A 19,878-nucleotide genomic window follows, 5' to 3' on the forward strand; every position below is an offset into this window, starting at 1 on the left:
CTGACTCGTCAGGCGTTCGCCAGGTACTGCGGACCCTGGACCAACCGGGCGAGCACGGTCGCGCCGATCTGCTCCCAGGTGGCCCGGTAGACCGCGTACCAGTGCAGGTCCCACAGCTTCCCGGCGAAGTAGGAGTGCTGCGGCAGGGTGGCCTCCTTCGGGATCGTCCCGAGCGCGGAGCCGAAGCTGTCGAGGCTGGCCTCGGTGGTCAGGAAGTAGACCTTGCGCAGGTGGTCCCAGCTGGCGAAGGCGTAGTTGACCAGCAGCATCATCGCCTCGCCGCCGATGCCGTAGCGGGCCTTGGCCACGTCGGTGAAGATCCCGACCTGGATGTGGCCGTTGCGGTCGAGTTGCTGCAGCGACCCGAAGCCGATCAGCTCGTCGTTGTGCCGCAGGTGGATGGCGAACATCGCCGCCGCGTTGCGGTCGAAGGTCTTCAGGAACGACTCCATCGACGGCAGGCTGTGCAGACCCAGCCGGAGCAGCAGGTCGTAGACCGCCTCGCCGTCGCCCGACCCGGCCGGCCGGAGCACGACGCGCTGGGTCTCGACGTACGGGGTCAGGACGACCGGAGTGGTCTCGACATCGGGGGAGAGCATGGATAAGCCACCTTCGCTCGGTTCAGGCCGCGATGGATCGAGCCTGGGAGTCTCGACAGCAGTTGCCGGCGTCGAATCGCGCCGGAGTCGGACCAGCCTCGAAGAGAAATGTGGTGACGAGGCCGATCGCGGTGGTTGCCGACCGCCTTTGGGACGTTGGTGCGCCGAACGCTAGTTCGGTGCCCTGGGATGGTCAAGGTGACGGTGTCGCGGCCCGCCACCCCGTCCCATGCGCGTCTCGCCGGCGGGACGCCCGAGGGTGACCAGCGAAAGTTCTCAGCTACCCCGGAACAGCGGACGGAATTGATGGTTGCGGGGCGGCAGAACCGGCCGTAGCATCTCCTCCGGCTGGCGGCGGTGGTTATTGTCAGCGGCAGCATACGTAATTGCTTTCTCGGCCTTCAGGTGTCGAAACGGTTAGCGCTTCACGAGTATGTTCTGTGCCGTCGAGCCATTCAGCTTCTACTTTTCCGACCAACAATTTTGGCCCGCCGGAGAGCGCGGACGCGCTCCCGGCGAGGCACGCGACCCGGGTCTCCAACCAGGAGATCTGCCGAGTCCAAGGAGGGAGGTGTCACCATGGATCTGATCAACGTGCTGGAGCTGCAGGAGATCGAGGCTGCGCCGGAGTACGACCAGCTGCCGCAGAGCCTCGAGAGCTCGGGCTGCTGAGTCTGTGCGTGGGAGGTCGCTTCGGCGGCCTCCCACGCCACCGCCCGCCCTACCGCTGTCGCCGTCCTCCGGGCGGCGAAATTTGTGTTTCCGCACGCGTGCACGCGTGCGGGTGGTGTGCGCGACAATGTCAATCGCAGGAAGTCCGGGATGGCTTGTGTGCCTTGCGGGTCCGTGGTCAACTGTGCGGCATGAGCGACGCCATTCTTGTTTGTGAGGGATTACGCAAGGCGTTCGGTGAACTGGTGGCGGTCGATGAGATCGGGTTTTCGATCGCGGCCGGTGAGACCTACGGCCTACTCGGTCCCAATGGCGCCGGAAAGACCACGACGATCTCGATGATCGTGGGGATTCTGGGCCGGGACTCCGGCGAGGTGCGAATCGACGGGCACGATCATCACGTCGGCAACCTCGCCAGCAAGGCGCTCATCGGCTACGTCCCGCAGGAATTGGCGCTCTATCCGGAGCTCACCGCCCGGGAGAATCTCCGGTTCTTCGGTCAGCTCTACGGGCTGCCCCGCGGCTCGGCGACCGGCAAGATCAACGAAGTGCTCGACACGGTCGGGCTGGCCGATCGGGCCGACGAGGCGGTCGGCAAGTACTCGGGTGGGATGGCCCGCCGGCTGAACATCGCGGTCGGCCTGCTGAACCAGCCCCGCCTGCTGGTGCTGGACGAACCGACCGCCGGAGTGGACCCGCAGAGCCGCAACGCGATCCTGGAGAGTGTCCGCCGGCTGGCCGGCGAGGGGGTCGCGGTGCTCTACACCACCCACTACATGGAGGAGGCCGAGCGCCTCTGCGACCGGGTGGGAATCATCGACGGCGGCCGATTGAAGGCGGAGGGCACCCGGCGGGAACTCGTCGGACTGGTCAAGGAACACGACCAGGTGGTCCTCGACGTCGACGGGAACGCGGAGCAGGCCCTGGTGACGCTGACCGGGTTGCCGGCCGTGGCCCAGGCCAGCGCCGACGAGACGACGATCGACCTGCTCGTCGACGACGCCCGGGCCGCGCTGCCGCAGCTCCTGGAGGCGGTCAGCCGCGCCGACGCGGCGGTGCGCTCGGTGGAGGTGCGGGAGCCCAACCTGGAGGCGGTCTTCCTGCAGCTCACCGGCAAGGCCCTGCGGGACTGAGGGGCGACGATGCGGGCCAGCATGATCATTATGGCGAAGGACCTTCGCCAACACCTTCGCAACAGCGGGCTGATCGTCTTCGCGGTGGCGCTGCCGCTCGGCCTGGCCTTCATCTTCAACCTGGTGCTCGGCGACGCCGGCGAGCGGTTCACCGCCCGGTACGCGGTGGCCGACCAGGACGGTGGTGAACTGGCCCGCCAGTTCACCGAACAGACCCTGCGCCCGCTGGAGCGCGACGGGGTGATCAGCCTCCGCACCATCGGGTCTCCTGACGAGGGCGACCGGCTCGTCGAGAACCGGGAGATCGAGGCCGCCTTCGTCATCCCGGCCGGGTTCACCGCCGATGTGGAGGCCGGCCGCCCGGCCACCCTGCGGGTGATCGGCAACGTCGACTCCGCCATCGCGGTCCAGGTGGCGCGTGAGATCGGCGCCGCGTACGCCGCAGACAAGCGCGGCGTCGCGCTCGCGGTGGCGGCCGCCGGCCAGGCCGGCGACCCGGCTGCCGGCCCGTCGCCCGAGGCGACCGGCGGACCCGGGGCCGCGGGGCAGCCCGACCCGGCCGCCGCGCTGGCCGAGCGGGCCGCCGCCCTGCCGGCGCCGGTCGGGGTGACCGAGGACTCTTCGGCCGCCACCCGGGAGCTGGACTCGCGGACCTACTACGCGGCCGGAATGGCCTTCTTCTTCCTCTTCTTCTCGCTGCTGTTCACCGTCACCGGCATCCTGGACGAACGGGCCGGCGGCACCCTGCCGAGGCTGCTCGCCGCCCCGATCCGGCCGCCGGCGATCCTGCTGGGGAAGCTGGCCAGCGGCGTGCTGATCGGGGTGGCCAGCATGGCGGTCCTGGTGGTCGCCTCCACCCTGCTGCTCGGCGCGAGCTGGGGTGACCCGCTGGGGGTCGCGGCGCTGATCGTCGCGGGCGTGCTCGCCGCCACCGGGATCATGTCCGTCGTCGCGGTCTACGCCCGCACCTCCGAACAGGCCTCCAACTGGCAGTCGGCGATCGCCATGGTGCTCGGCGTGCTCGGCGGTGCGCTCTTCCCGGTGGCCCAGCTCGGCGGGCTGGCCGAGATCAGCTATCTCACGCCGCACCGCTGGTTCCTCAGTGGCCTGGCCGAGCTGGCGGGCGGCGGTTCCGTCGACGCCGTACTGCTGCCGGTCACGGTCCTGCTCTGCTTCGCGCTGGCCGGCGCGGGGATCGCCCTGCTGCGGGCGGGAAGGTTGGTCCGCTCATGAAGGCCCTGGCCATCGGGATGCTGAGCCTGCGCAGGCTCTTCCGGGACCGGAACAACATCTTCTTCGTGCTGGTCGTGCCGTTCATGATGATCTTCGTCATCGGGCTGCTCTTCGGCGGCGGGCAGCAGCTCCGGCTCGGGGTGGTGGGCGGTGCGGACGGACCGCTCGCCGACCGGCTGGTCACCGCGCTCGGCGCCGGGGACCGGATCGTCGTCGAGCCGGCCGCCGACGAGGCGCAGTTACGGGCCGCCGTGGAGCGGGGCGACCTGCACGCCGGCCTGATCATTCCGCCCGGGTACGACGCGGACCTGCGGGCCGGCGACCAGGTCGGGCTGCGCTACCTGACCCGCCCCGAGGACCAGGCGGCGCAGGACGTCGGCGTCTGGGTCCGCTCGGTCGTCCCGCAGGAGGCGGCGCTGCTGCGCGGGGCACAGTTCGGCGTGGCCGAGGGCGCCGGCTCGTTCGACGACCGGCTGGCGGCGGCCGAGTCGGCCCCGGTGGCCGGCATCGACGTCGCCGTCACCACCACCGGCGAGGCGCTGTTCCCGCCCGGGTTCAGCCAGTTCAACGTCTCGGCGCCACCGCTGCTGCTGCTGTTCATCTTCCTCACCTCGCTGACCGCGGCGGTGGGCCTGGTGCAGAGCCGGCGGTCGGGAGTCTCCCGGCGGATGTACGCCACCCCCACCAGGCTGCGGACGATCATGATCGGGGAGGCCGCCGGCCGGCTCATCGTCGCCCTCACCCAGGGCCTGATCATCATGCTCGGCTCGGCTCTGCTGTTCGGCGTCGACTGGGGAGACCCGCTCGCCGCGTCCGCGCTGCTGTCCGCGTTCGCCCTGGTCGGCAGCGGTGCCGCGACGCTGCTCGGCGCGCTGGTGCGGGACGAGGGAGCGGCGGTCGCGCTCGCGCCGGTGCTCGGGCTGGGGCTGGGCGCGCTGGGCGGCACGATGCTGCACCTGGAGTCGTTCGGCGACACGATGCGCACGGTCGCGCACATCACCCCGCACGCGTGGGGCTACGACGCCTTCGTCGAGCTGGTCCGGCGGGACGCCGGGATCGGCGGCATCCTGCCCGAGCTCGGCATCCTCACCGGCTACGCCTTGGTGCTCTTCGCCCTCGGCCTCTGGCGGCTGCGCACTGTCCTGACCAGGTGACCGGTGGGGCCACCCACCGCCGTGACCGGACCGCCGAATGGAGCTGACATGCGTTTCCTACCCGATGAAGAGAACCTCACCGCCGCGGTCGTGGGCCTCGGCTACGTCGGTTCCTGCGTGGCCGCCACGCTCGCCGACGGCGGCATCGACGTGATCGGGATCGACGTCGACGCCACCCTGATCGAGGAGTTCTCCCGCGGCGAATGCCGGTTCCGGGAGACCGGGCTGCCGGAGCTGATCGGCCGCTGGTCGGGCACCTCCCGACTGCGGCTGAGCACCAGCTACCAGCCGGTCGCCGAGGCGGACGTGGTGATCGTCGCGGTCGGCACGCCGATCCACGCCGGCGGGGTGCTGGCCGACACCCAGCTCCGCGGCGCCTGCGAGGAGCTGAGCCGGCACATCCGCCCCGGGCAGCTGCTCATCTTCAAGAGCACGGTGCCGCCGGGGATGACCCGCAAGCTGGTCGTCGGGCTGCTGGAGCAGGGCGGGCTGCGCTGCGGGGAGGACTTCGGCCTCGCCTTCTGCCCGGAACGGCTCTCCGAGGGGGTGGCCCTGCGCGAGCTGCGCAGCTTCCCGATCGTGGTGGGCGGCTGGTGCGCCGACAGCGCCGCGGCCGCCGCCGCCTTCTGGCGGCGGGGAATCGGGGTCGAGGTGATCACCTGCAGCTCCATCGAGGCGGCCGAGATGGTCAAGCTCGCCGACAACTGGTGGATCGACCACAACATCGCGCTGGCCAACGAGCTGGCCCAGGTCTGCTCGGCGCTGGAGGTGGACGTGCTGGACGTCATCTCGGCGGCCAACTCGATCCCCAAGGGGAACGGGAACGTCAACATCCTGCTGCCCAGCGTCGGGGTGGGCGGCTCCTGCCTGACCAAGGACCCGTGGATGGTCTGGCGGTCCGGGCAGGAACTCGGGGTCGAGGTGCGGACCGTGCCGGTGGCCCGCGAGGTGAACGACTCGATGCCGGGCTACACCTTCGACCTGATCGCCGCCGAGCTGGCCCGGCAGGACCGGCCGCTGGCCGGGGCCCGGGTGGCGGTGCTCGGCGTGGCGTTCAAGAACGACACCGGCGACCTGCGGGCCACCCCGACCCAACCGGTCGTGGCGGCGCTGCGGGAGGCCGGTGCCGAGGTCAGCATCTTCGATCCGCTGGCCGACCCGGACGACGCGGAGAAGACCTTCGGGCTCGCCCCGACCGGTTCGCTCGCCGACGCGGTCCAGGGTGCGGACTGTCTGGCGGTCCTCGCCTGGCACCGCGCGTTCAACGAGATCGACTTCACGGAACTGCGGCGCCGGGTGGCCAGCCCGTGCGTCCTGATCGACGGCCGCGCCTATTTCACCAGGGATCGCATCGAAGAGCTGCGGCGGTCGGGCTTCATCTACCGCGGAATTGGGAGGTAGGCGCAATGGCCAAGGTTGTGGTGACCGGCGCGCGCGGCTTTGTCGGCGGGCACCTCGTCGAGACGCTCGCCGAGCGGGGCGACGAGGTGATCGCGTTCGACTGCGGCACGCCGACGGACGACGGCCGGGACGGTACGGCAAAGGCCGACCGGTACGTGCAGGGCAACATCTGTGATCAGGCCCAGTTGGCCGAGGCGATCAGCGACGGGGTGGAGATCGTCTACCACCTGGCCGCACTGGTCGGCGTGGACCACTACATCCACCGTCCGATCGACGTGATCGACGTGAACGTCTTCGGCACCAGGAACGTGCTCGACCTGGCCGTGCGGACCGGCGCCAAGGTGGTGGTCGCCAGCACCAGCGAGGTCTTCGGGAAGAACCCGGCGGTGCCGTGGACCGAGAACGCCGACCGGGTGCTCGGCCCCACCGCCACCGACCGGTGGAGCTACTCGTCCAGCAAGGCGGTGGCCGAGCACCTCACCTTCGCCTTCATCCGGCAGCGTGAGCTGCGGGCGTCGATCGTCCGCTACTTCAACCTGTACGGACCGCGCCAGCGGCCGGCCTTCGTGCTCAGCCGCAGCATCCACCGGGCGCTGCGCGGGCTGGCGCCGGTGGTCTACGACGACGGCCGGCAGACCCGCTCCTTCACGTACGTGGGGGACGTGATCGACGCGACCGTGCAGGCCGGCACCAACCCGAAGTCCGACGGGGAGAGCTTCAACATCGGCAGCGCCGAGGAGACCTCGATCCAGCAGGCCGTCGACTTCATCAACGAACTCACCGGGGCCGAGTCGGAGGTGGTCCCGCTGGACACCGGGCGCAAGTTCGGCGAGTCGTACCAGGACCTGCCGCGGCGGATCCCGGACACCAGCAAGGCCAACTCGATTCTCGGATGGCACCACCGGACCAAGCTGCGCGAGGGTCTACAGCAGACGATCGACTGGGCCCGCGCCAACCCGTGGTGGTTGGAGCAGTCGGACAGCGGAGCCGGCTGACCAGACCCGATCTTCCAGGAGAAGACGCGGCCAGATCTTCCAGGAGAGAGACAGATGGAGAACGACAAGCGTGCCGAGGTGGCGCGCAGACTGACCGACTACTTCCGGACCCGGGTGCTCGGCGAGGCGGAGGCGGCCGAGTTGACGGCCCAGACGCCGCTGCTGGAGTCGGGCATCCTCAACTCGGTGGGCACCGCCCGGCTCCTCGCGTACCTGCGGGACGAGTTCGGTGTCCGGGTGCCGCCGACGAAGGTGACCGGTTCGCACTTCCGCAATCTCGACAACATCACCGACCTGGTCGTCTCGCTGCAGGGCGAAGCGGCGGGTGAAGCGGCGGCGGCCGCGCCGGCCGGCGCCGGGGGCCAGCATGGCTGACCACGAGTACGACGTCGGCGTGATCGGCGGTGGCCCGGCCGGCTCCACGATGGCCTCCTACCTGGCGATGGCGGGGCTCAATGTCGCGGTCTTCGAGTCCGAGGTCTTCCCGCGGGAGCACGTCGGCGAGTCGCTGGTCCCGGCGACCACGCCGGTGCTGCGGGAGATCGGCGCGATGGAGAAGATCGAGAGCGCCGGCTTCCCGCGCAAGTACGGCGCCGCCTGGACCTCCGCCGACACCCGCCCCACCTCGCCGCTGGACTTCCAGGTCAGCTCGCACGGCTGGGGTGTGGCGGAGATCCGCTACCAGGAGCGGGACCAGGAGCAGGTGGACCGGGAGTACTCGTTCCACGTCGACCGTGGCAAGTTCGACCTGATCCTGCTCAAGCACGCCGAGGAGCTGGGCGCCAAGCTGTTCTGTGGGGTCCGGGTCAACCGGGTCGACTTCGCCGACCCGGACCTGCCGGTGCTGCACGCCCGGGTGGGTGGCCGGACCACCGAGGTGCCGGTCCGGATGGTGGTCGACGCGAGCGGCCGGCACACGCTGCTGGGCAGCCAGCTCAAGGTCAAGGTGCCGGACCCGGTCTTCAACCAGTACGCGATCCACACCTGGTTCGAGGGCCTGGACCGGGCCGCGCTGGCTCGCCAGCCGGGGCAGGAGGACTACATCCACGTCCACTTCCTGCCGCTTGAGGACACCTGGGTGTGGCAGATCCCGATCACCGACACGATCACCTCGATCGGGGTGGTGACCCAGCGGGCGCGGTTCCGGGCGGCAAAGGACGACCTGGACACGTTCTTCTGGGACTCGGTGGCCAGCCGGCCGGACCTGTTGGGCGCGTTGAAGCAGTGCGCCCAGCTCCGGCCGTTGAAGACCGAGGGCGACTACAGCTACGGCATGCGCAAGATCGCCGACGACGGGATGGTGCTGATCGGCGACGCGGCACGGTTCGTCGACCCGATCTTCTCCAGCGGGGTCAGCGTGGCGATGAACAGCGCGCGGTTCGCCGCCAAGGACATCGTCGCGGCCGCGGCGGCCGGTGACTTCCGGCGCCCCCGGTTCGACACCTACGTCGACACCCTGCGCCGGGGCGTTTCGAGCTGGTACGACTTCATCTCGATCTACTACCGGCTGAACATCCTCTTCACCGCCTTCATCGACGACCCCCGCTACCGCCAGGACGTGATTCGGATGTTGCAGGGCGACGTGTACGACGGCGAGGAGCCGCCGGCGCTGGCCGCGATGCGGGACTTCGTGGCGGCGGTGGAGGCCGACCCGAACCACCTGTGGCACAACCGTCTGGGCAACCTGAAGGCGTCCGCGGCAGCCGCCGCGCTCTTCTAGGCAACGGCGCCGCTCGGGCCGTCGGCTCCCTCGGGAGTCCGGCGGCCCGCTTCGTCGCGGGTGCCGGAGCTCAGCCGGTGCGTTCGGCGGGTTCGGGCGGTGGGGGAGCGCCGGGTGCCGGCAGCGTCCAGACCTCGTGCTCGGTCGCCCGCAGCCGTTCGTCGGCGGTGGTCTCGACGCGCCGCATCGCGGCCCGCAGCAGCGGCGGCGCCATCAGCGAGGTGACCACCGCGACCAGCACCACCACGGTGTAGCTGGCGGTGTTGAGCACGCCGAGCCGCAGCCCGGCGTACGCCATGATCACTTCGACCACCCCGCGGGCGTTCAGCCCGGCGCCCAGCGCCAGCCCTTCCCAGTGCGACAGTCGGCTGGCCCGGGCGCCCAGGTAGCCGCCGATCAGCTTGCCCGCGACGGCGACGAGCGTCACGGCGACGGCGGCCAGCAACACGGTCGGATCGGCGAGCGCGGTCAGGTCCATCCGCAGCCCGGCGGTGGCCAGGAAGAGCGGGGCCAGGACGGCGAGCACCACGAGCCGCAGCGGTGCGAGCATACGCAGGTCGGTGACGCCGGGCGAGCCGATCACCGCGCCCGCGAGAAAGGCGCCGAAGATGGCCTCCAGCCCGAGGGCGTGGGTGGCCCAGCTACAGCCCAGCACGAAGATGACCACGACGGTGACGGTGGCGCCGGGCTCGCCGGTGCGGGCCGCCTGACGCAGCGTCCAGCGCATCGCCGGGCGGAGCACGAAGACCGCCAGCGCCGCGAAGCCCAGCAGGTAGAGCACGGAGCGGCCGATCAGCCCCAGCTGCACGCCGACGGTGGCCAGCGCCGAGGCGATGGAGAGCAGGAACCAGGCGACCGCGTCGTTCACCATCGCCGCCGCGATGGTGAGCTGGCCGACGTCGCGGTGCAGCAGGTTCAGGTCGCCGAGGATCTTCGCGATCACCGGGATCGCGCTCACCGACAGCGCGATGCCGAGAAAGAAGGCGAAGACCGGCCGGTCCACGGTCTCCGGAACCAGCCGGTCGGGCAGCGCGAACGCCACCGCCACACCCAGGCCCAGCGGTACGAGCAGCCCGCCGAGGCTCACCCACCCGACCGCCCAGCGGCGGCGCCGCAGCATCTTGACGTCCAGGTGCGCCCCGGTCACCGCCACCAGCAGCAGGACGCCGAGTTGGCCGACGGCGTCCAGCAGGTGCAGCTGGGTCGGCTCCGGCGGGGTCAGCCAGTCGGCCACGCCCGGCGCAAGGTGGCCGAGCAGGGACGGGCCGAGGACCAGGCCGGCGAGCAGCTCGCCGACCACGGTCGGGAGCCGGACCAGCGCCGCGAGCCGGCCCAGGCAGAGCGCGAGCAGCAGCAGCATGGTCAGCTGCAGCAGGAAGAGCGAGAGCTGATGGGACGAGAGCGGGGTAGCCGGGCCCAACGCGTACACGATCGTCCTCCCCGCCGGCGCGGGCCGGCAGCCGGCGGCCTACCTTGCGGCGGCGAGTCCGGCCGACGCGCCGACCGCCCGGACCACCGCGGTGACCGCCTCGGCCGACAGGTGCGGTCCCATCGGGAGGCTGAGCACCTGGTCGGCGAGGCGCTCGGCGATCGGGTATGCCCCGGCCGCCAGCGGGGTGTCGGCGTACGCGGGCGTGCGGTGCGGCGCCACCGGATAGTGGATGAGCGTGTCGACGCCGGCCGCGGAGAGCCGTTCCTGTAGCTGCTGACGGTCCGGGGTGCGTAGCACGAAGAGGTGCCAGACCGGGTCGGACCAGGCGGCGACCGTCGGCAGGGTGAGGTCGGCGAACCCGGTCAACTCGGTGAGGTAACGGTCCGCGACCTGCCGGCGGCGGTCGTTCCACTCGTCCAGCCGGGCCAGCTTCACCCGCAGCACCGCCGCCTGCAGCTCGTCCAGCCGGTGGTTGGTGGCCCGGATCTCGTGCCGGTACTTCACCCGGGAGCCGTAGCTGCGCAGCAGCCGGAGCCGGTCCGCCAGCTCCGGGTCGGCGGTGACCACCGCGCCGCCGTCGCCGAGCGCCCCGAGGTTCTTGCCGGGGTAGAAGCTGAACGCGGTCGCGGTGGTGCCGGAGCCGATCCGCCGGCCGCGGTAGCGGCTGCCGTGCGCCTGCGCGGCGTCCTCCACCACGGCCAGGCCGTGCCGGTCGGCCACCGCGACGACCGCCTCCAGGTCGACCGGCTGGCCATAGAGGTGTACGGGCATGATGGCCCGGGTGCGGCCAGTGACCGCGGCCTCGATCCGGGCCGGGTCGATCAGGTAGGTGACCTCGTCCGGCTCGACCGGGACCGGCCGGGCGCCGGTGGCGCTGACCGCCGTCCAGGTCGCGATGAAGGTGTGCGAGGGGACGATCACCTCGTCGCCCGGGCCGATGTCCAGGGCGCGCAGGGTCAGCTCCAGGGCGTCCGAGCCGCTGGCCACCGCGACGCAGTGCCGGTTGTCGCAGTAGCTGGCGAACTCGGCCTCGAACGCCTCGATCTCCGGCCCGGCGAGATACCAGCCGGAGGCGAGCACCCGGGCCACCGCGGCGTCGATCTCGCCCTGCAGTTCGAGGTACGCGGCGCGCAGGTCCAGGAACGGAACCCTCACGACAGGCTCCGCGCGTCGCGGAGGAACTCGTCGTAGTCCCGGTAGTACTCGGCCTCGTCGTAGTGGTCGGCGACCAGCCAGAGACCGACCGTGCCCGGCGAGAAGTTGATCATGTCGCGCCAGACCATCGGACCCATGTAGAGACCCTTGCTCGGGTGGTCCAGCACGAACCGGTTCTGGTTGAAGCCGTCGTCGACGACCACCTCGAACCGGCCGTGCACCGCGATGATGAGCTGCCGCAGCCGGCGGTGCCCGTGCGCCCCCCGGGCGGCGCCGTCCGGGATGTCGAACATGTAGTAGGCGCGCTTGACGACGAAGTCGATGTCCTTGCCCGTCTCCACCACGCAGAGACTGCCCCGGGCATCGTCGAACTGCGGCAGGTCGACGATCCGGCACGGGTCGATCCGGCCGACGACGATGCCCGGCTCGACCGCCCCGGTGTGGATGGCCGGCGTACCGGTGGTGTGGGTGCTCATCTAGCCGGCCGTCCCGGCCTTGTTCGCCTCGGCTGCCGCCTCCTGGCGGTCGATCCGCTCGATCACGAACTCGGTGAGGTCCTCGAAGGTCTTCCCCTCGAAGGTCGGCATGTCCTCCAGCAGCGACACCTGGTAGTAGTCCTCAAGGGACAAAATGAGCTGGACGACCGAGAACGAGTCGAGGTCGCCGAGATCGTTCGGCTCCTCGACCTCCGGGTCACCCGAGGTCAGCATCAGAACCGCGGTGGCCCGCTGGCGTACCTGTTCGTTGATTTCTTGCCGGACAACCTCGAGCGCGCTGGTCAAGGCTCCTCCTCAGGTCCTGGAATGAAAGTCTCTGCCGTCACACGGCGGCGGTGGCCTCGGCCGGCACGAGCCGTTCCAGCAGCCGCAGGCCGTGCTCGTCCCACTGGTCACGGTAGATGGCGAAAATGTGCATGTCGGCGGGCTGACCGTCGGTGAACAGATGATCCGGGAGGGTGCCTTCCCGGCGGATCAGCAGTTGGTCCTGCGCGAAACTACCGAAGCCGTCATCGGGGGTCCAGAAGTAGACCTTGCGGATATTCCACATCGCGAACGCGTAGTTCACGGTCAGGAACATGACCTCCATCGGTACGCCGTGGCGCGCCTTCGAGGGGTCGGTGAATATGTCGGCCCGCACGTGCCCGCCGGCCATGTCCAGGTGCCGCAGTGAGCTGATGCCGACGACGTCCCCGCGCTGCTCCACCATGAACTGCATCGCGATCGCGGTGGTGTGCGTCGAGATGAAATCGTCCCGGTCGGGTAGCTTCTGCAGACCCGCCTGTTCCAGCAGGTCGTAGGTGAGCTCCCCGTTCACGATGGGAGTGGGACGCAGGGTCGTTCGTTTCGTTGCCAGGTAGGGAAACAACACGGGCTGCACCTCGTCTTCGACGCTGGTGGCCACCGTCGGCGATCGCGTCCACCGGGCGGCCGACGTCCCGCCGGCGGGACGCCCGCCGAGGGTGGAGAAATCGCGAGGTGGCTCGTTGGCGGGGCCAGCCTAGGCCGCTTCCGGTGCGCTGTCATTCGTCGAGCCGGGCCGAAATCGCGTATCGGTTGGGATTGGATGCGCGGCCTATAGCGCGGCGTCGCCGTCCGTGTAACGTCAGCCCGGTCCTTTGCTGGTCTGCGGACATCAGGAGTCTGACATGTCAGCCGCATCTCGGTGCCGCGTCTGTGCGGGCACTGTTCAGGAGTTCTTCGATTTCGGCCGGCAGCCGCTGTCCGACGCATTTCCCCGGCCCGGTGACACCGCCGACGAGTTCTTCTTCCGGCTGGCTATCGGCATGTGCGACGGCTGCACGATGGTGCAGCTCATGGAGGAGGTGCCGAGGGACCGGATGTTCCACGCGGACTATCCGTACGTCTCCTCCGGCTCCTCGGTCATGCGCAAGCACTTCGAGGCGGTCGCCGAACGGTTTCTCGCCACCGAACTGACCGGCCCGGACCCGTTCGTGGTGGAGCTCGGCTGCAACGACGGGGTGATGCTCAAGGTGCTCGCCGAGGCGGGCGTGCGGCACCTCGGCGTCGAGCCCTCCGGCGGGGTGGCCGAGATGGCCGCCGGCAAGGGAATCCGGGTCCGCAACGCGTTCTTCGAGGAGTCCACGGCCACCGAGATCGCCGCGGCCGACGGCCGGGCGGACGTCATCTACGCCGCCAACACGCTCTGCCACATCCCGTACATCGAGTCGGTTTTCCGGGGTGTCGGCGCGCTGCTCGCGCCGACCGGGGTCTTCGTCTTCGAGGATCCGTACTTCGCCGACATCGTCGAGCGGACCTCGTTCGACCAGGTCTACGACGAGCATTTCTTCTTCTTCACCGCCCGGTCGGTGCACGCCATGGCCGCCCGGTACGGGCTGGAGCTGGTGGATGTGGAGCGGCTGCCGGTGCACGGCGGCGAGGTGCGCTACACGCTGGCCCCGGCCGGCAGCCGCCGGCCGTCGTCGTCGGTGGTCGAGCTGCTGGCCGAGGAGCGGGCGGCGGGGATCGCCTCGACCGCGACCCTGCACCGGTTCGCCGACAGCGTGCAGGGCATCCGCAACGACCTGGTCGCGCTGCTGGCCCGGCTGCGCCAGGAGGGCAAGCGGGTGGTCGGCTACGGCGCGACCGCGAAGAGCGCCACCGTCACCAACTTCTGCGGCATCGGGCCGGAGTCGGTCGCGTTCGTCTGCGACACCACCCCGGCCAAGCAGGGCCGGCTGATGCCGGGCTCGCACATCCCGGTGCTGCCGCCGGAGCGGTTCGCCGACCCGTACCCGGACTACGCGCTGCTCTTCGCGTGGAACCACGCGGAGGAGATCATGGCGAAGGAGCACGCCTTCCGGGACGCCGGCGGCAAGTGGATCCTCTACGTCCCCGAGGTCCGGGTCGTCTGACCCGTCCCCGACGGCCACGGCGCGGCCGGTCGCTTCCTCCCGGAGCGGCCGGCCGCGCCGTTGTTGTCGAGCCCCGGCCCTCAGGTCGCCCCGGACCCGTACTTGGCGGTCAGCTCCTCGATCTGGGGAACGAGGTCGTTGGGGGTGGGCAGGGCGTGCATCTCCGCGGCGAGCCGGGCCGCGTTGTGGGCGAACGCGGGCTCGCCCAGCAGCCGCTGCACCGCCTGCCTGATCCTCGGCCCGGTGGCCGCGTCGTTCGTGATGGTGATGCCGGCCCCCTGCCGCTCGACGTGGTCGGCCCGGATCGCCCCGTCGAAGAAGCGCGGAAAGGTCAACTGGGGTACGCCGCTGGTGAGGGTGGTCTGGTAGGTGCCGTTGCCGCCGTGGTGGATGACGGCGTTGCAGGTGGGGGCGAGGGCGTTCAGGGGTGCGAAGGGTACGACGTGGGTGTTGGTGGGGATGCGGAGTTGGTCGGCTTGGGTGGGTGGGAGGGTGGCGATGATGTCGAGGTCGAGGTCGTGGAGGTGGTCGAGGATTTCCTGGACGCTGATGGCGTAGCCGTCGAGGCGTTCGGTGGAGGAGACGCCGAGGGTGATGGCGATGCGGGGTTTGGTGGGTGGGGTGCGTAGCCAGGTGGGGATGGTTGATGGTCCGTTGTAGGGGATGTGGCGCATGGGGAGGTAGTGCAGGTCGAGGTCGAGGTTGAGGTGGGGGTCGTGGCGGAGTGAGTCGGGGGTGGTGTCGATGGTGAAGTGGCCGGTGGTCATCACTTCGGAGAACTGGCCGCCGTGCCGGCCGACCTGCTCGGACAGCCAGTCGGCGAGCAGGTCCTCGCGGTCAGCGGCGGCCTGCCCCGCGTTGAGCCGGTGCAGGTGCCCCCGCATCCGGGCGAAGAGGTCGACGCTCCACATCAGCCGGGCGTGCGGCACGCCGATCGCGGTGGCGGCGATCGGGCCGGCGAAGGTGACCGGTTCCCAGATCACCAGGTCCGGGCGCCACTGCCGGCAGTACCCGGTCAACTCCTCGACCATCGACCGGTTGACCAGCCGGAACCACCACGGCACGGCGTGCCGGTAGCCGTCCCGGACGTACTCGAAGGTGAGCACCTCGGGCCGGTTCTCCGCGAAGTCGAAGTCCGCGTCCTCGTCCGTCGACACCCCGGTGCCCGGGGCGGCCAGGTTCCGGCTGAGCGCGGTCGACTGCCGCAGCACCAGGTGCAGGTTGTGGTTCCGGCCCACCGGGACCGCGGTGAGGCCGGCGCCGGTGATCACGTCGGTGAGTTCGGGCTGGCTGGCCACCCGCACCTCGTGCCCGGCGGTCTGCAACGCCCAGGCCAGCGGCACCATGCCGAGGAAGTGGGTCTTCTCCGCGTAGCTGGCGAACAGGATCCGCACCGGTGCTCCTTCGCACTAAGAGGTCAGCTTCTCGATCTGCGGCACCAGGTCGCGCGGGGTGGGCAGGGCGCGCATCTCGTCGGCGAGCCGGGCCGCGTTGCGGGCGAAGTCGGGCTCGTCGAGCAGCCGCGCCACCGCGCTCCCGATCGCGGCGGCGGTCACCTCGTGGCTCTCCATGGTCAGCCCGGCGCCCTGGTCCGCCAGGTAGCGGCCGCGTACCGAGAGATCGAACATGTTCGGCAGGACGAGCTGCGGAACCCCGTGCACCAGCGTGGTGGACCAGGTGCCGTTGCCGCCGTGATGGATGACCGCGGCGCAGGTCGGGGCGAGCACGTTGAGCGGGGCGTAGTCGACCAGTCGGACGTTGTCCGGGACCGCCTCGAGCTGGTCGCGCTGGCTGGGCGGCAGCATCGCCACCACCTCGACCGGCAGCGCCGCGACGGCCCGCAGGATCTCGGCCGCGGACGGCCCGTGGCCGTGCTGCCGTTCCGTGGCGGAGCTGCCGGAGGTGCCGAGGGTGAGGGCGACGCGGGGTCGTTGCGGTGGGGTACGCAGCCAGGGCGGGACGACCGAGGTGCCGTTGTACGGGATGTAGCGCATCGGCAGGTAGCGGTGGTCCAGATCCAGGTCGAGCCGCGGGTCGTGACGCAGCGAGTCCGGCACGGTGTCGATGGTGAAGTGCCCGGTCGTCATCACCTCGGAGAACTGGCCGCCGTACCGGCCGACCCGGGTGCCGAGCCAGTCGGCGAGCGGATCGCAACGCTGGTCGGCCGGTTGCTGCTCGCCCAGGCGCAGGAAGTGGCGGCGCATCCGGGTGAACAGGTCCACGCTCCACATGACCCGGGCGTGGGTGACGCCGATGGCGGTGGCCGCGATCGAACCGGCGTAGCTGACCGGTTCCCACAGCACCAGGTCCGGACGCCACCGCTGGCAGAACCCGACCAGGTCATCGACCATGGTGTCGTTGACCAGCCGGCACCACCACGGCACGAACTGCCGGTACCCGTCCCGCAGGTACTCCCAGCTCAACTGTTCCGTCGGCCGGGCGAAGTCGAACGGCAGCGGGTCGTCCCGGGTGAGCCGGCCGGTCCGGCGCATCACCTGGTGGAAGCGGTGGTCGGTGCCGACCGGCACGGCGGTCAGCCCGGTCGCGGTGATCGCGTCGGCGAGCGCCGGTTGGCTGGCCACCACCACCTCGTGACCGGCGTTCCGCAGCGCCCAGGCGAGCGGCACCATCGACCAGAAATGCGTCTTCTCGGAGTAGGTGGCGAAGATTATGCGCATGGACTCGCCTTCACGCGTTTGTCGACACGGGACAATTCTGCGTTGTCGCGGGGCTGGAGATCCTCGGCGCAGAACAGGATATGGCGAACCATCCGTCCTGCCAACGCGGGCACACAGGAATGTTTCAGGGCGCCTTCAGGATGTCGGGCACGGGTTGGTTTACCGGCGGTTGCCCAGTACCGTCCGCTCTGGCTCTCCCGCTCGCGCAAAACTGTCACCGTGACCGAGACGCACTGTAAGGGGGAAGGCATTGCGTATCCTGTTCACGACCTATGCGGAGAAGACACATTTCCTGGGGATGGTGCCGCTCGCCTGGGCGCTGCGGAACGCCGGCCACGAGGTCATGGTGGCCAGCCAGCCGGCGCTCACCGAGGCCATCACGGGCGCCGGGTTGACCGCCGCACCGGTCGGCGCCGACCACGGTCTCTACGAGATCATGAAGCGGATCGACGGCCGCGGGGTACGGTTCGACTTCGCCGAACAGCGCCCGGAGATACTCACCTGGGAATTCCTCAGCGCCGGTTACCGCGATCTGGTGTCCTGGTGGTTCCGCATGGTCAATGAGCCGATGATCGACGACCTGGTGGGATTGTGTCGACGGTGGCGTCCGGACCTGGTGCTGTGGGAACCGGTCAGCTACGCCGGTTCGATCGCGGCCACCGCCATCGGCGTCACCCACGCCCGGGTCATGTGGAGCGTGGACCTGTTCACCCGGATGCGCCGCCACTTCCTGCGCCTGGGCGAGCAGCAACCGGCCGACCAGCGTTGCGATCCGCTCGCCGACTGGCTCGGCACCCGGGTCGGCCGGTACGGCGGCCAGTTCTCCGAGGTGATGACCACCGGTCACTTCACCATCGACACCGTGCCGGACTCGCTGCGTCACGACCCGCGGCTCGACCTGGATCTGGACCACCGCTACCTGCCGATGCGCTACATCCCGTACAACGGCACCTCGGTCGTCCCGCCCTGGCTGCGTACCCCACCGCAACGACCCCGCGTCGCCCTCACCCTCGGCACGTTCTCCACCGAGACCCTCGACGGGTACGCCGTCTCCGTACCGGAGATTCTCGGCGCCCTGGCCGACCTGCCGGTGGAGGTGGTCGCCACTCTGCCGGAGCGGCAACAGGAGCAACTCGGCCCGATCCCGGACAACGTCCGGGCGGTGCCGTTCGCGCCGCTGAACGCGCTCGCCCCGACCTGCGCCGCGGTCATCAACCACGGCAGCAACGGCACCTTCTGCACCACGCTGGTGCACGGCGTACCGCAGCTTGTCGTGCCGTTCTTCTTCCAGGGCCGGCCGTTGGCCGACTATCTTGCCGGGCAGGGTGCCGGCCTGACCATCAGCACCGGCGAGGTGACCGGGCCGGCGGTCCGGGCGGCGGTGTCGCGGCTGTTGGACGAGCCCGACTTCGCCCGCAACGCCGGTCGGCTCGCCGACGAGATGCGCGCCCTGCCCAGCCCGTGCGACCTGGTGCCGCAGATCGAGAAGCTCACCCGCTGACCCCTTTAGTTTCCGAAGGAGCACCGGTGCGGATCCTGTTCGCGACTTATGCGGAGAAGACCCACTTCTGGACCATGGTGCCGCTGGCCTGGGCGTTGCAGACCGCCGGGCACGAGGTGCGGGTGGCCAGCCAGCCCGAACTCACCGACGTGATCACCGGCGCCGGCCTCACCGCCGTCCCGGTCGGCAAGGACCACCGGCTGTACGAGTTCATCAAGCAGTCCTCGACCGAGGACACCGAGGCGGAGGAGTGGTTCGACTTCGCCGAGGACCGGCCGGAGGTGCTCACCTGGGAACACCTGCAGTGGGGCTACGGCCAGGTGGTGCTCTGGTGGTGGCGGGTCTTCAACGACGTGATGATTGACGACCTGACCACCTACTGCCGGCAGTGGCGCCCGGAGCTGGTGATCTGGGAACCGCTCACCTTCGCCGGCCCGATCGCCGCCACCGCGATCGGCGTGCCGCACGCCCGGCTGATGTGGAGCGTCGACCTCTTCACCCGGATGCGCCAGCGGTTCCACCAGCTGAGCGAGGAGCAGCCCGCCGACCAGCGCGAGGACGTCTTCCAGCAGTGGCTGGCCGCCCGGGTGGGCCGGTACGGCGGTGAGTTCTCCGAAGTGATGACCACCGGCCACTTCACCATCGACACCACCCCCGACTCACTCCGCCACGACCCCCACCTCAACCTCGACCTCGACCTGCACTACCTCCCCATGCGCCACATCCCCTACAACGGACCATCAACCATCCCCACCTGGCTACGCACCCCACCCACCAAACCCCGCATCGCCATCACCCTCGGCGTCTCCTCCACCGAACGCCTCGACGGCTACGCCATCAGCGTCCAGGAAATCCTCGACCACCTCCACGACCTCGACCTCGACATCATCGCCACCCTCCCACCCACCCAAGCCGACCAACTCCGCATCCCCACCAACACCCACGTCGTACCCTTCGCACCCCTGAACGCCCTCGCCCCCACCTGCAACGCCGTCATCCACCACGGCGGCAACGGCACCTACCAGACCACCCTCACCAGCGGCGTACCCCAGCTCATCGTGCCGCGCTTCTTCGACGGTGGGGTCCGGGCCGACTACCTGGCCCGGCAGGGGGCCGGCATCGCCATCACCGACGCGGAGGCGACCGGGCCGAAGATCCGGGAGGCGGTCCTGCGGCTGACCACCGACCCCGGGTACGCGGCGAACGCGGCCCGGCTCGCCGCGGAGATGCACGCCCTACCCACCCCCAACGACCTCGTTCCCCAGATCGAGGAACTGACCGCCAAATACCACGTCGAGGCCGCCGGGGCGCGGCCGGTGAGGAACCAGTAGCC

The 19,878-nt window shown here is 70.2% G+C and carries 18 protein-coding genes; 10 read left to right on the plus strand and 8 right to left on the minus strand.

The genetic code is table 11. The features are described 5' to 3' along the window. Positions 1-8 precede the first annotated feature (8 nt). Positions 9-599 (minus strand): GNAT family protein, encoded by a 591-nt coding sequence (locus tag O7627_RS00435; RefSeq protein WP_278091505.1) that lies wholly within the window; start codon positions 597-599, stop codon positions 9-11. An 863-nt stretch (positions 600-1,462) separates the two neighbouring features. Here O7627_RS00435 and O7627_RS00440 point away from each other — a divergent pair. Genes O7627_RS00440 through O7627_RS00470 form a run of 7 tightly spaced genes read left to right on the plus strand, consistent with a single transcriptional unit; the run spans position 1,463 to position 8,907 of the window. Next, positions 1,463-2,404 carry an ABC transporter ATP-binding protein gene (locus O7627_RS00440; RefSeq protein ID WP_278091506.1) on the plus strand — a complete coding sequence of 314 codons (942 nt, stop codon included), beginning with the start codon at positions 1,463-1,465 and terminating at the stop codon, positions 2,402-2,404. Positions 2,405-2,434: 30 nt separating this feature from the next. After that, a complete protein-coding gene (locus tag O7627_RS00445; RefSeq protein ID WP_278091507.1) occupies positions 2,435-3,637 on the plus strand; it encodes an ABC transporter permease in 1,203 nt (400 codons plus the stop codon). Further along, complete coding sequence (locus O7627_RS00450) at positions 3,634-4,791, plus strand: ABC transporter permease (RefSeq protein WP_278091508.1); 1,158 nt, start codon at positions 3,634-3,636, stop codon at positions 4,789-4,791. Before O7627_RS00445 ends, O7627_RS00450 begins: the two co-directional genes overlap by 4 nt. Positions 4,792-4,839: 48 nt before the next feature. Continuing rightward, positions 4,840-6,192 carry a nucleotide sugar dehydrogenase gene (locus O7627_RS00455; protein WP_278091509.1) on the plus strand — a complete coding sequence of 451 codons (1,353 nt, stop codon included), beginning with the start codon at positions 4,840-4,842 and terminating at the stop codon, positions 6,190-6,192. A gap of 5 nt (positions 6,193-6,197) precedes the next feature. Then, positions 6,198-7,187, plus strand: coding sequence for an NAD-dependent epimerase/dehydratase family protein (locus O7627_RS00460; RefSeq protein WP_278091510.1), 990 nt, complete (start codon positions 6,198-6,200; stop codon positions 7,185-7,187). Positions 7,188-7,241: 54 nt separating this feature from the next. After that, the gene (locus O7627_RS00465; RefSeq protein ID WP_278091511.1) at positions 7,242-7,562 is read left to right on the plus strand and encodes an acyl carrier protein; all 321 of its coding nucleotides are present in this window, start codon (positions 7,242-7,244) and stop codon (positions 7,560-7,562) included. Then, positions 7,555-8,907, plus strand: a complete 1,353-nt coding sequence (locus O7627_RS00470) for an NAD(P)/FAD-dependent oxidoreductase (RefSeq protein ID WP_278091512.1) — start codon at positions 7,555-7,557, stop codon at positions 8,905-8,907. Before O7627_RS00465 ends, O7627_RS00470 begins: the two co-directional genes overlap by 8 nt. A 70-nt stretch (positions 8,908-8,977) precedes the next feature. Here the strand turns inward: O7627_RS00470 and O7627_RS00475 are convergent, their stop codons facing one another. From O7627_RS00475 to O7627_RS00495, 5 genes are read right to left on the minus strand one after another with little or no spacing between them, the layout of a single operon-like run. Continuing rightward, complete coding sequence (locus O7627_RS00475; protein WP_278091513.1) at positions 8,978-10,336, minus strand: cation:proton antiporter; 1,359 nt, start codon at positions 10,334-10,336, stop codon at positions 8,978-8,980. A 39-nt stretch (positions 10,337-10,375) separates the two neighbouring features. After that, the gene (locus O7627_RS00480) at positions 10,376-11,494 is read right to left on the minus strand and encodes a DegT/DnrJ/EryC1/StrS family aminotransferase (protein WP_278091514.1); all 1,119 of its coding nucleotides are present in this window, start codon (positions 11,492-11,494) and stop codon (positions 10,376-10,378) included. After that, a complete protein-coding gene (locus tag O7627_RS00485) occupies positions 11,491-11,970 on the minus strand; it encodes an FdtA/QdtA family cupin domain-containing protein (RefSeq protein ID WP_278091515.1) in 480 nt (159 codons plus the stop codon). The genes O7627_RS00480 and O7627_RS00485 overlap by 4 nt, the downstream gene beginning before the upstream one ends. Further along, positions 11,971-12,276 carry a hypothetical protein gene (locus O7627_RS00490; protein WP_278091516.1) on the minus strand — a complete coding sequence of 102 codons (306 nt, stop codon included), beginning with the start codon at positions 12,274-12,276 and terminating at the stop codon, positions 11,971-11,973. Between the two features lie 37 nt (positions 12,277-12,313). After that, positions 12,314-12,808: a GNAT family protein gene (locus O7627_RS00495; protein ID WP_278091517.1), complete on the minus strand. Its 495-nt coding sequence runs from the start codon at positions 12,806-12,808 to the stop codon at positions 12,314-12,316. Positions 12,809-13,139: 331 nt separating this feature from the next. On the opposite strand from O7627_RS00495, the gene O7627_RS00500 reads away from it, so the two are divergent. Then, positions 13,140-14,366 carry a class I SAM-dependent methyltransferase gene (locus O7627_RS00500; protein ID WP_278091518.1) on the plus strand — a complete coding sequence of 409 codons (1,227 nt, stop codon included), beginning with the start codon at positions 13,140-13,142 and terminating at the stop codon, positions 14,364-14,366. A gap of 80 nt (positions 14,367-14,446) precedes the next feature. On the opposite strand, the gene O7627_RS00505 is transcribed toward O7627_RS00500, so the two are convergent. Together O7627_RS00505 and O7627_RS00510 are read right to left on the minus strand one after the other, a co-directional pair. Further along, entirely contained in the window at positions 14,447-15,760 is a 1,314-nt protein-coding gene (locus O7627_RS00505) for an activator-dependent family glycosyltransferase (RefSeq protein ID WP_278091519.1), read from the minus strand. Positions 15,761-15,775: 15 nt separating this feature from the next. Further along, positions 15,776-17,044 (minus strand): activator-dependent family glycosyltransferase, encoded by a 1,269-nt coding sequence (locus tag O7627_RS00510; protein WP_278091520.1) that lies wholly within the window; start codon positions 17,042-17,044, stop codon positions 15,776-15,778. Positions 17,045-17,294: 250 nt separating this feature from the next. On the opposite strand from O7627_RS00510, the gene O7627_RS00515 reads away from it, so the two are divergent. Beyond that, on the plus strand, positions 17,295-18,545 hold the full coding sequence (locus O7627_RS00515) for an activator-dependent family glycosyltransferase (RefSeq protein ID WP_278091521.1): 1,251 nt from the start codon (positions 17,295-17,297) through the stop codon (positions 18,543-18,545). A gap of 26 nt (positions 18,546-18,571) precedes the next feature. Continuing rightward, a complete protein-coding gene (locus O7627_RS00520; protein ID WP_278091522.1) occupies positions 18,572-19,876 on the plus strand; it encodes an activator-dependent family glycosyltransferase in 1,305 nt (434 codons plus the stop codon). Positions 19,877-19,878: the final 2 nt, after the last annotated feature.

This window comes from Solwaraspora sp. WMMD1047 (genome assembly GCF_029626155.1).
In the GTDB taxonomy this organism is placed as follows: domain Bacteria; phylum Actinomycetota; class Actinomycetes; order Mycobacteriales; family Micromonosporaceae; genus WMMD1047.